This window comes from Thalassospira sp. MIT121401, from assembly GCF_047125595.1.
Taxonomy (GTDB): Bacteria; Pseudomonadota; Alphaproteobacteria; order Rhodospirillales; family Thalassospiraceae; genus Thalassospira; species Thalassospira povalilytica.
In genome coordinates this window covers 3927682-3939502 of record NZ_CP138926.1, presented here as the reverse complement: position 1 = coordinate 3939502, position 11821 = coordinate 3927682, and the positions used below count along the sequence as shown (strand labels likewise).

The 11821-nt window shown below is 54.8% G+C and carries 8 protein-coding genes; all 8 read right to left on the bottom strand.

The features are described from left to right. Window positions 1-2 precede the first annotated feature (2 nt). Window positions 3-926, bottom strand: coding sequence for an ABC transporter permease subunit (locus tag SIB88_RS18185; RefSeq protein ID WP_068517236.1), 924 nt, complete (start codon window positions 924-926; stop codon window positions 3-5). A gap of 14 nt (window positions 927-940) precedes the next feature. Then, complete coding sequence (locus tag SIB88_RS18180; RefSeq protein WP_068517235.1) at window positions 941-1951, bottom strand: ABC transporter permease subunit; 1011 nt, start codon at window positions 1949-1951, stop codon at window positions 941-943. 119 nt (window positions 1952-2070) lie between these two features. Then, the gene (locus SIB88_RS18175; protein ID WP_101248133.1) at window positions 2071-3678 is read right to left on the bottom strand and encodes an ABC transporter substrate-binding protein; all 1608 of its coding nucleotides are present in this window, start codon (window positions 3676-3678) and stop codon (window positions 2071-2073) included. Window positions 3679-4086: 408 nt separating this feature from the next. Then, window positions 4087-5106 carry a threonine aldolase family protein gene (locus SIB88_RS18170; protein WP_412558741.1) on the bottom strand — a complete coding sequence of 340 codons (1020 nt, stop codon included), beginning with the start codon at window positions 5104-5106 and terminating at the stop codon, window positions 4087-4089. A gap of 115 nt (window positions 5107-5221) precedes the next feature. Continuing rightward, the gene (locus tag SIB88_RS18165) at window positions 5222-6304 is read right to left on the bottom strand and encodes a threonine aldolase family protein (protein ID WP_412558740.1); all 1083 of its coding nucleotides are present in this window, start codon (window positions 6302-6304) and stop codon (window positions 5222-5224) included. Between the two features lie 69 nt (window positions 6305-6373). Further along, entirely contained in the window at window positions 6374-8656 is a 2283-nt protein-coding gene (locus SIB88_RS18160) for a CHASE2 domain-containing protein (protein WP_412558739.1), read from the bottom strand. A 36-nt stretch (window positions 8657-8692) separates the two neighbouring features. Then, entirely contained in the window at window positions 8693-10138 is a 1446-nt protein-coding gene (locus SIB88_RS18155; RefSeq protein ID WP_412558738.1) for a hypothetical protein, read from the bottom strand. A gap of 2 nt (window positions 10139-10140) precedes the next feature. Then, window positions 10141-11610 carry a tetratricopeptide repeat protein gene (locus tag SIB88_RS18150; protein WP_206928053.1) on the bottom strand — a complete coding sequence of 490 codons (1470 nt, stop codon included), beginning with the start codon at window positions 11608-11610 and terminating at the stop codon, window positions 10141-10143. Window positions 11611-11821: the final 211 nt, after the last annotated feature.

Sequence of the window (11821 nt, the reverse complement as noted above, 5' to 3'; positions counted from 1 at the left end):
ACTTACCGTTTCATCTTGGGATCAAGGGCATCGCGCAGACCATCACCCATCAGGTTGAAGGCAAGCACGGTGACAAGGATGCAAAGGCCGGGGAAGGTGATCACCCACCAGGCCGAACCCACGAATTCACGGGCTTCGGACAGCATGGTGCCCCATTCCGGCAGCGGCGGCTGTGCACCAAGACCAAGGAAGCCAAGGGCAGCAGCGTCAAGGATCGCACTCGAAATACCAAGGGTGCCCTGAACAATCAGGGGCGCCATGCAGTTCGGAAGAATGTTCACAAACATCTGGCGCATATGCCCGGCACCGGCAATCTGCGATGCGATGACATATTCCTTGTTCAGTTCGGATACCACCGATGCACGGGTCAGGCGCACATAATGCGGCAACTGGACGATCGCGATGGCCAGCATGGCGTTTTCAAGACCCGGGCCGAGGATGGCGACAATGGCAAGCGCCATGATCAGGCTGGGCAGGGCCAGCATGATGTCCATCAGGCGCATGATGCAAACTTCGACCCAGCCGCGGAAATAACCCGCAACCATGCCAAGGCAAATGCCCGAAATCATCGACAGGATCACAACGAACACGCCGATCGACACCGACAGCTGTGCACCATGGATCAGACGCGACAGGATATCGCGACCAACCGCATCGGTTCCAAGCAGGTAACGCGGGTCACCACCTTCCATCCAGACCGGTGGTTTCAGGAACGCGGTGCGGTCCTGTGCAATCGGATCAAACGGTGCAATCCATTGTGCGGTCAGTGCCAGGAACAGGATGAAGGCAATGACCATCAATCCGACATAAGCACCACGGTTCTTACGGAAATAGTCCCAGGTTTCGCGCAGCGGGCTGGGCGGAGCACCAATCGGCTCTGCGACATTGGCTGCCGGGGCTGCGGACGGGGTGGTATTCTCGCTCATCTTTCGCAGTCCCCTTAGCGTTTATGACGAATACGGGGGTTAACAATCCCGTACAGAAGATCGACGATCAGGTTCACGCCCATAACCAGGAAGGCAATCATCAGAATGCCGCCCTGAATGGTCGGATAATCGCGACGGTTCATGGCTTCGATGATCCATTTGCCAATGCCCGGCCAGGAGAAGATCGTCTCGGTCAGGATCGCACCGGCCAGCAACACACCGACCTGAAGGCCGATGACGGTGATAACCGGGATCAGGGCATTGCGCAGGGCGTGGACCATGATGACACGGATCGGTGCCAGACCTTTGGCGCGGGCAACGCGGATATATTCTTCGCCGAGAACTTCAAGCATCGAAGAACGTGTCATACGCGCGATCACGGCCATCGGGATGGTGCCAAGCGCCACCGTTGGCAGGATCATATGGCGCAGTGCGCTGATAAAGGCACCTTTTTCATCACTGATCAGGGTATCGATCAGCATGAAGCCCGTGGTTGGCTGAATGTAGTACAGCACCGACAGGCGCCCGGAAACGGGGGTCCAGCCAAGTGTTGTCGAAAAGAACATGATCAGTAGAAGCGCCCACCAGAAAATCGGCATCGAATACCCGGTCAGGGAAACTGACATGGTCAGATGGTCGATCCATTTTCCACGATGGATGGCAGCCAGCACACCGAGCGGCACACCCAGGATAACGGCAAACAGGATCCCCATGATGCTGAGTTCAACCGTCGCCGGGAACAAAGTCAGGAATTCTTCAATGACCGGTTTCTTGGTGACAAACGATTTGCCCAGATCACCCTGGAATACGCCCATCAGGTAATCGAAATACTGAACGATAATCGGTTGGTCGAAACCGTATTGTGCCTGAAGTTCTGCGTATCGTGCTGCATCAACACCACGTTCACCGGCCATCATCAGAATCGGGTCGCCGGGAATGAGGCGTATCAGGAAGAATACCAGAAGGGTGACACCGAAGAAGGTCGGGATGATGTCCCCCAAACGGCGAAACAGGAATCCTAGCATGCCATCGGGCCTTTTTGTGCATCCACGCGTGTTCTCGGCACGGGTGGACGTCTCTCTCTATTGCGGAATTGCAAAGAGGCCCGGAAGACCGGGCCTCTTCGACAAGGTTTTAGGTCGTCTTATTCTTTGATGTCGACGCCATAGAAGATGTGACCGCCAAACGGATCAATCTTGTAGTCAACGACTTCGTTACGGATCGGTTCGAAAACGATCGAGTGTGCGATGGTTGCCCACGGTGCTTCACGTTTGAAGACCAGCTGAGCTTCTTCGTACAGACGGGTACGCTCAAGAACGTCCGAGGTGGTTTTTGCCTGCTGGATCAGCTTGTCGAACTCTTCGTTGCACCACTGTGCACGGTTCGAGCCGCCAACTGCATCGCAGCCAAGCAGAACAGCAAGGAAGTTGTCGGGGTCGCCGTTATCACCGGTCCAACCGAGCATGAAGGTACCCTGTTCACCTTTTTTGGTGCGCTCAAGGTATTCGCCCCACTCGTAAGACACGATTTCGGCATCAACACCGATTTTCGCCCAGTCAGCCTGAATCAGCTCGGCCATACGACGTGCGTTCGGGTTGTAAGGACGCTGAACCGGCATGGCCCAGATGTCAGTTTTGAAGCCTTCCGGGAAACCTGCTTCTGCAAGCATTGCTTTTGCAGCTTCCGGATCATACGGGTCATCAACGGTATCGTTGTTGTAGGACCAGATGGTCGGCGGGATCGGGTTTTTGGCAGCAGCACCGGCCCCCTGGTAAACACCTTCGATGATGGCGTCTTTGTTGATCGCCATGTTCAGTGCTTTACGGACTTTCGGATTGGTGAACGGCTCTTTCTGGGTGTTGTAGCCCAGATAGCCGACGTTCAGACCTTCCTGGCTCATCAGGTTGATCGACGCGTCTGCATCCATCTCGGTCAGGTCAGCCGGGTTCGGGTACGGCATGACATGGCATTCGCCAGCTTTAAGCTTCTGGTAGCGAACGGTGCTGTCCGGGGTAATGGCAAAGATCAGGTTGTCGATTGCGGCTTTGCCTTCCCAATATTCCGGGAATGCCTTGTAACGGATGACCGCATCTTTTTGATACTGAATGCGCTGGAACGGACCGGTGCCGACCGGCTCAAGGTCAACCTGCTCCGGCGTGCCGGCTTCCATCATCTTGTCCGCATATTCTGCCGACAGAACGGATGCGAAATCCATTGCCATGTTGGCGATGAACGGTGCTTCCGGACGGTTCAGAACAAATTTAACGGTGTAATCGTCAACTTTGACGATGTCCTTGATCAGGTCCGGCATGGACATTGCGTTGAAGTACTCGTACGAGCCGCCGGAAACACCATGATACGGATGATTTTTGTCAAACTGACGCATGAAGGTGAAGATCACGTCATCAGCATTGAAATCACGGGTCGGGGTGAACAGGTCAGTCGTGTGGAACTTCACACCTTTACGCAGGTTAAAGGTATATTCCTGACCATCAGCCGAAACGTCCCAGCTGGTCGCAAGACCCGGAACGATGGTGGTGGTGCCGCGTTTGAACTGTACCAAACGGTTGTAGATCTGACGCGAAGAAGCATCAAACGTGGTACCTGCGGTGTAAAGCGACGGGTTGAAGCCTTCCGGGCTACCTTCCGAGCAATATACCAGGGTTTTTGCCGAAGCGGCGGTCGGAGCAGCAAGTGCAGTGGCCGCAAGCAGGCCTGCACCAATCGCCACTTTGACGAAATTCGCTTTCATTAAATGCCTCCCTCAAGGCTGGTCCGTGCAAATCAAGGCGGCCTGCATGATCTTGTTCAGGTCATGTTTGACTTCGCCATATTGGAACGGACGGGGTTTACCCGATCCAACAGAAATTTATGTTGGCAATCGACGAGGGAAAATAATCAGGGTTTCTACGTATCGTCAACGCTTGCTGCGTGGTTCTACGTAGTTTGGACATGACATCCGAATGATGAATTTATGTCAAGTGTTTGTTATTTTTATGAAAATCACCCCAACATTTACGTATGGGAGATGTGCATTTTTTTCGGGGCTCGGACCGGCAAGGATGAATATCACGTCATTCAGATGTGCTTTTAAACGATTCATAATCCGTTGAATTTTAATGATTCGTTTGATTCGCAAGCCGGTCCGAATACCAGTTTACTACCCCAGGGTAGTATTCAATTCGGTGATTTGCCCGATATCCGTGTTCCAGGCCGCAACAAAGCGATAGATATCCGCCCCGAGTGACGGCCACGGATGGAACATCACCCCGGCGTCCCGCAATTGCGAAGCCAGATCAGACGACAGTTTGACAAACAGTTCGTTGCCATCGGCCGGATGGGCCAGACTTGCACCACGCCCGATCAGGATTTCGCCAAGGGTCGCGGCGGCCTTGTTGGCATGCGAGGCATTCTTGAGCCACACGTCATTTTTGACATAGGCCAGAAGCTGGGTCGCCAGATAGCGATGTTTGGAATGCAAATGACCACTGCGTTTGCGGGCCTGCTCGACCCGATGTTTCAGGCTTGTGTCAAACAGCACAATGGCATCAACCGCCATTGCACCATTTTTGGTGGCGCCGAAACTGATGGCGTCCACGCCGGCTTTCCAGGTGATGTCTGCCGGGGAACAATCAAGATGGGCAACCGCATTGGCAAAACGTGCGCCATCCATGAACAGGCGCAGACCGTGTTTGCGGCACACATCGCCAATGGCCGCAACCTCGTCCGGGCGATAGACCGTGCCAAGTTCGGTGGCCTGGGTGATGGCAACGCATTCCGGCGCAACTGAATGCACCCCGCGATTGACCTGACCGGCAACAAAGCGGTCAAGGGCATCTGCTTCAAGCTTGGCGGTCGGGCCGTCCATCGCAATCAGTTTTGCCCCGCCGGTGAAAAAGGCCACCCCGGTGCTTTCATCTTCGTTGATGTGGGCCTCGTGATGGCAAATGATGCCACCATAGGGGGACACAAGTGCCGACAGGCTGATGCAATTGGCGGCGGTGCCTGTCGCAACCGGGATGACGGCCACTTCCTTGTCAAACAGTTCGGAAAAGGCATGGTCAAGTTGCTGACTGATGTCATCACCGCCATAGGCCGGGGCGTTGCTTTTGGCTTCTGCGCTCAGGGCTTCAAGGACTTCCGGGCAAAAGGGCGACACATTGTCAGAGGCAAAATTCATCTTCTATCTCGCAATTATCTGGTGGCAGTCCGGTGAACCCTGATCGGGTGCAACCGGGCAGGCGGGCTTTGAATGCTTATCACATGGCGGGCATTATTTTGGCAAACAGCGCGGATCAGGCAAGTGTGTGTGGCAGATCGCGAATGGCCTCAATCGGGCTGTTCCAGGCGCAGACAAACCGATAGGCATCCGGGCCAATGGACCCCCACGGGCGGAATACCAGACCATTGTCGCTCAGACGTTTGGCAAGATCGTCATTCATATGCATGAACAGCTCGTTGCCTTGCGGCGGGAAGGCCGCAGTTGCACCAAGCTGTTCAAGGCTTTTTTGCAGTTCTTTGGCCGCGTCATTGGCGTGGCGGGCGTTGCGCAGCCAAAGATCATCTTCCAGATATGCCAGCAATTGCGCGGCAAGATAGCGGTGCTTTGAAAACAGGTGTCCGCCACGTTTGCGGTTTTTTTCGGTGTGGCGGCGCAAGGCCGGGTCAAACAGCACAATCGCATCAACTGCCAATGCGCCATTCTTTGTCGCCCCGAAGCTCAGAACATCAACACCAGCCTTCCAGGTGATGTCGGCCGGATGACAGTCAAGGGCTGCGATCGCGTTGGCAAAACGTGCCCCGTCCATGAAAAGTCGGGTCTGGTGTTTCTGGCAGACCTTGCCGATCGCCTGAATTTCCAAAACGTCATAAACGGTTCCGAATTCTGTACTTTGGGTGATCGCAACACATTCCGGATCAACCGAATGCATGCCATTGGAAATATGGGTGCTCAGATACCGGTCAAGGGTTTCGGCCTCGATCTTGGCGGACGGACCGTCAATGCCCAGAAGTTTGGCGCCATTGCCATAAAAGGCCACACCGGTTGATTCCGTCATATTGATATGGGCGTGATGGTGGCAAACGATCCCGCCGAACGGGGAAACAAGCCCGGATAATCCGATAAGATTGGCCGCCGTCCCGGTCGCCACCGGCACCACCGAGACATCTGTACCAAACAATCTGGAAAAGGCAGCATCAAGTTGCCGGCTTTGGTCATCTGCCCCGTATGGAAGGGCGGCACTTTCGCTTTCGGCGGCGATCGCGTTCAATATTTCCGGACAGATTGGCGACACATTATCAGACGAGAAATTCATCAGGGCCTCGTTACATTGGTGGGGCGCAAGGCAGGTGGCAATCAATCCGATAGTGGTCGGCATTTTCCAGCCACCATCAAGACTGCCTGTTTTCTTTCACAGTGTTGCGAAACCGGCCTTTTGGCAAGCCAGCTATTTGCTGGTTGCCACAAACACCCCGTTCCAGTCGGCGGGCGGCGGGCTTGTGCGGAATGTGGCAATGCGGTCGGCATACATGTCATACAGACCTGCAAGCGCGCCAATACCGCGTGATGCCTGACGACATTGCGCAATCAGGTTTTCGGCCTCTTGCCACTGTTGCTGGCGATAGGCCGCAAGCATGGATTTATGAAGTGTCACACAGTTGCGGAATGCGTCAGTCTGGCACAGCTTGCCATCACCAAGCAGCGCAAAGATGTGGACAGCTTCGCTTTTGCCTTTGACCGCAATCAGGTCAAGTTCAAGGGTGGCGAAATCGTTTTCCACCCGTTTGGCGACTTCTTCGCCCAGAACGATATCAACACCGTAATTCTTTGACTGACCTTCAAGGCGCGACGCCAGATTGACCGCATCGCCCAGCACAGAATAATCAAACCGCTGATCGGATCCCATATTGCCGACCAGGCAATCCCCGCAATTGATCCCGATCCCGATATTCAGCGGCAGGAAAGGTGCATTGTCGCGTTTGGCTTCGGCAAGGCGTTCGGTATTGAGAACATCAAGTGCTTGTCGCATGGCAAGGGCGCTGTCACACGCATGATGGGCGTGGTTTTCCACATCAAGCGGCGCATTCCAGAATGCCATGATGCAGTCGCCCATATATTTGTCGATGGTGCCTTCGCGATCGAGAATGCATTTGGTCAAAGGTGTCAATAGCCGGTTGATCAGGCGTGTCAGTCCTTGCGGATTTGATTTGAAACCTTCGGAAATGGATGTAAATCCGCGGACATCACAAAACATCAATGTCATGTCGCGGGTTTCACCGCCCAGTTTCAGGCGTTCGGGGTGGCGCGACAATTCATTGACCAGTGCCGGGGACAAATAGTTGCCAAATGCCGTGCGTACCTGGCGACGTTCGCCTTCGGTCCGCATGAAGCCGATTGAACTGGTGGCAAGATATACTGCCAACAAACTGACCAGCGGATAGACCGGATCAATCAGCAGCAGTTTGGCGTCATATGCCCACCAGGAAATGCCGGCCGCACCAAATGCAAGGGTGCCGCCAATCACGGCTGGCCAGACCGCACCAAGTCGCGGAACCGCAAACACAAAAAACAGACCGATCAAAAGCAGGGCAAGGTTTTCGCTTTCCGCTGCCCAATAGGGGCGGGTCAAAAAATGCCCAAGCAGCATCTGTTCAAGCATTTCGGCATGGACCTCGACACCAGGAAGAACCCGGTCAAGCGGGGTCGAGCGCAAATCAAGCAGGCCCGCTGCGCTGGTGCCGATCAGAACATATGTGTTGCGCAGGCTGTCGGCTGGCAGCTTGTCGGTCATGACATCAACGGCTGAAATGTAACGTTCGGGCTTATGACCGGTAAAATGCACCCACATATATCCGGCATAGTCGGTCGGGATGGTGACCGAGCCAACGCGGATGGCCTCGACCCCTTCGGACTGGGTCCAGCGGGCGCTGCCGCTTGCACCCGAAAGACGGACATTCATGGTTCGCGGGGCATCTTGCAGCACGCGCAGCATCTCCATCGACAGTGTCGGATAGATCGGCATGCCAATTGCGGGCAGGTCATAGTCAAGGGCGGCCAGCAACGGAACCCGCCGGACCACCCCATCCTGACCGGGCGATACATTGACCAGGGCGTTGCCGCTTGCGGCGTCTTCTATGACTTCAAGGTTCTTCGCAGCCCCGGGCAACACCGCGATGAAATCGGATAATTGACGCCCGGCTTCGCCGGAAACACTGAAATTGCCAATCTGGCGCGGCGGGGTTTCAAGCTTTTTGGTGCTAAGCTGAATGGCTGTGACGACCTGCCCCGTGCCGCGGATGAATTTGGCAAACAGGCTGTCATGATCAGGAAGGCTTTCGGCCAGTGCCGTGATTTCGCCGATCTCACGACCCTTGGGCCAGTCCTTGACCACGCGCGCCGGCGACGTCCGATCGGGTTCGGCAAAGACCACATCAAACCCGACAACCCGTGCTCCTGCCGAACGCAACCGATACACCAGCCCGGCAAGCCGGGTGCGCGGCCAGGGCCATTGGCCCAGTTCCTCAAGACTTTTTTCGTCGATATCGATGATACGCACCCCGACATCTTCAAAAGGACGCGGTGCAATACGCTGATAGGTGTCAAAAACACTCATCCGCATCTGATCGACGAATGGAACATCCTGCCACCGCAAAAAGATGCAAGTCAGCAGGATGCCCAATGGAATCAGATAATGAAGAACGCGAAGCAGGCTGTTTTTGCTCAGGCGCATGTCTGGTCCTGTTTTCGTATTACAGCCTGCATCAGCCTAGTTCAGTGTCGCGCTGCCGTCCGTCCCCGAAGTATAGGTCGTGGTCGACAAATTGAATTCGACATTATAGGCGTCCTTGAACGTGGCGGTCGCGCTACACCCGAGTGAGGAGCAGTTCGGATCGTACGAGAAATCCCCGCTTGCAAACTCAACATTGCCCGAGCTGCTGGTGTAATCAAGGGTCGTTGGATTGAAGCTGCCATCCAGAATACCAGCCTTGCCGGTCAGGCCCGATCCAGTCTGGGTGATGTTCGAAAACAGGACGGCAATTGTCCGGTTGGCGAAATCGACTGTCGAGCTGAAGCTGTAATCCACGTCTGCTCCGTCAATATTGATCGTACCGGTCGACACGGAACCACTGGTGATCTGGCGCAAAGCATCGTAGGTGAACGGATCATTGCTGCTGTTGTTATTGCTGCTAGCAGTATCAACATTGCCAAGAATTGACGTGATTTCGCCTTGTGAGCCCGATGCTGCTGTTGCACCAAGTTGCGCCATGGCCACTTCGATGCTGCCGGCCATGTTCGAGCCGGTTTGTGCATTTGCCTGTTGGGCCTGGTCGGCGGTCAGGCCGGTTTGTTGCGGGGACGATGCAACATTTTGTGTGGTTGATGTGCCACTGCTGGTGCCGTCACTTTCATCATCGCTGCGCGATGCGGTGCGAACAAGATTGGTCGAGAAATCAAAACTCGCTGCACCAAGCGGGAAGCGTGATGGTTCTGTCACCACGTTGCTGCCAACAAATACCCCGAAATTTTCCCCGGTGATGTTTTCACTGTTTCCATTCTGATCGGTCACAGCGAAGGCGCCCGGGCGCGATGTTGTGTCGTTGCGTGCAAGGCCGGGGCCCTGATTGACCGCCATAAAGATCTGCTGATTGGCGGTGTCGGGATCGGATGTATCAAAAGAACCCGGCAGAATTGCATTGGCCTGTTCGACGGAAACCGACCGGATCAGGCCGATGGTTCCCCGGATGCCGATTGAGCCGACCGGAAGGTTGATATCCATGCTCGACGGGTTATTTAGCGGAATTTTTCCGGTAACAAACCGCATGACCCCGCGTGCCATATCGGCAACAATCCGTCCATCGCCCGTGGCCGGGTCATAGACAAACTCGTCAATGGCAACGTCGCTGTCCGGACCGATGGTGAAAACGGTTTCGTCAAGCAGCAAGATCTGCATTCCCGAATTGGGGGATGTGATGATCCGGTCGCCCAGATAGACCGGCATTCCGCTTTCGACAAGGATGCCGATTTCGCCTGTTACCTTGTTAAGTGTCACATCGCCGGTAACAGCGGCGGATACGCCTGCCATTTCAACGGTGACTTCGGCCCGGGCCGGTGCTGCTTGCATCAGGGGCAGGGCACAAACGGCACAAAGCGCAGCACCGCGCACAAGACGTTTGAACCGGTGGTGAAGGGTGGTGGTCGCATTGTTCAGCATCACTAGAACTCCCATCGCCGGGTCAGATAAATCTGCGCCCTGGCATTGTGGTATTCATAGTTGGGAATGTTCGATTTAGTGTTCAGATATTCACCTGTGATCGACCAGTTGATTGGCGCAAGCAGGTCATAAATCTGATTTGCCGTATTACTATCCCCAAACAAATCCGATGGCAGTATTTGTGAAAGAGGCGCGCCATAGGTCAATCTTGTCCGTGCGCTGCGATCCATGCGGTGGCGGGGTGAATTGCCCGTCACCAGATAATCCGGATCGCGATACCGGTCGATCCCATAGCGGAAACTTCCACTTATGTAACTTCCCCCACCAAACAGATAAGCATGGATCAACTCGCCACTCAAGCTGTCATAGCTGTAATAGTTGCGCGCAGCCTCCTTTTTACCTGCAGAAAGGTTAAACGAGGTGCGGTTATTGGGGGTCCAGCTGTAATTCGTGCCCAGCCTGCTGCCATAGCGTTGACCGGAATGAAGGCGCAATGCACTGGATTCACTCGTGTTCTGAAAACGCTCATCAGCATAACTGACTTCGCCATTGAGGTTGAAAAACGGGCGCGGGTTCCAGTCAAGGCGCAGCCGTCCTGAACGGGATGTCAGGTATTTTTCCTTGCTCAGCGATTGGACGGTCTGGTTCACACTTGGTGTCAGCATCCAGTAACCGCCGCGCAGACGGGTTCCGACATCAACAGAAAACGAACCAAGATCAAGGGAATCAAGCCTGACCTGGTCGCTGCCATAACCGGTTACGCTGGCAAAGACTTCGTGCCCTTCCTGATAGCCAAGATCATAGCTGATATCGTAACGCAGCGCCCCGATATAGGCGATGTCGTTTTGCGGTTTGTCACCACTTGCTGTGATGTTTGTCAGGGTGCCGGTCACCAACTGCTGTTTATCATTCGGGGCCGAGTTTCTGTTGCTATCGACTTGCGAACCTAGCGTGACAGTCAGTGCCTGACGAAGCCGTTGGCGCCGTCTTTCGATGGCATCAACATAGCTGTCGATGTTGGTGGCAACCTCGGGCGAGATGTCCATTTGGCGCAGACGGTCAAACTGTGCGCGTGCCTCATCAAGACTATCAAGACGATACAGCACGATGGCGTAGTAAAGCCGCACCGGCGCCAGATCCGGGTCAAGAACCAGAATGCGTTCAAGGGTTGCCGAAGCACCACGGACTTCACCGCGCGCCAATTGCGCCTTGGCCCAGCGGAAATTCAGAACAATGTCGTCAGGATTGGCAAGAATATCGGCATAGGTAATGTCGCCGCCATCGTCGGTGCGCAAAAGCAGGTTGGCACGTTCCGTGGCGTCTCGCAGGCGGTCAAAATCGTCCGAAAGCTGACGTGCTTCATCTGTGCGCACATCAACGCTTTGCTGGGCATTGGCACCGGAAACCCCCATTACCAGCGTGCCAAGTACGGTTGCAATTGCAGAACCGTGCCGCCATCGGCTTGTCTTCAAGCTTTCCCCCAAATGTTCTCGGATCGTGACGGCCGCCTCGACTTGATCATGACAATCAAGCCGGGTGGCAAACTTCAACCCTGACGCGTCAAAACCTTATTGATCTTCTTTAGACAGATTATGAACTATGACGGGCCGATGGAAGCCATTCAGGTGACCGGTGAGATTGGATTTGTCTGTATAGTTTTCTTATACTTGCGGATGCAGAAAT

Coding starts and splice junctions, on each gene's coding strand:
- SIB88_RS18185 (WP_068517236.1), bottom strand. CDS start 926: ATGAGCGAGAATACCACCCCGTCCGCAGCCCCGGCAGCCAATGTCGCA.
- SIB88_RS18180 (WP_068517235.1), bottom strand. CDS start 1,951: ATGCTAGGATTCCTGTTTCGCCGTTTGGGGGACATCATCCCGACCTTC.
- SIB88_RS18175 (WP_101248133.1), bottom strand. CDS start 3,678: ATGAAAGCGAATTTCGTCAAAGTGGCGATTGGTGCAGGCCTGCTTGCG.
- SIB88_RS18170 (WP_412558741.1), bottom strand. CDS start 5,106: ATGAATTTTGCCTCTGACAATGTGTCGCCCTTTTGCCCGGAAGTCCTT.
- SIB88_RS18165 (WP_412558740.1), bottom strand. CDS start 6,304: ATGCCGACCACTATCGGATTGATTGCCACCTGCCTTGCGCCCCACCAA.
- SIB88_RS18160 (WP_412558739.1), bottom strand. CDS start 8,656: ATGCGCCTGAGCAAAAACAGCCTGCTTCGCGTTCTTCATTATCTGATT.
- SIB88_RS18155 (WP_412558738.1), bottom strand. CDS start 10,138: ATGCTGAACAATGCGACCACCACCCTTCACCACCGGTTCAAACGTCTT.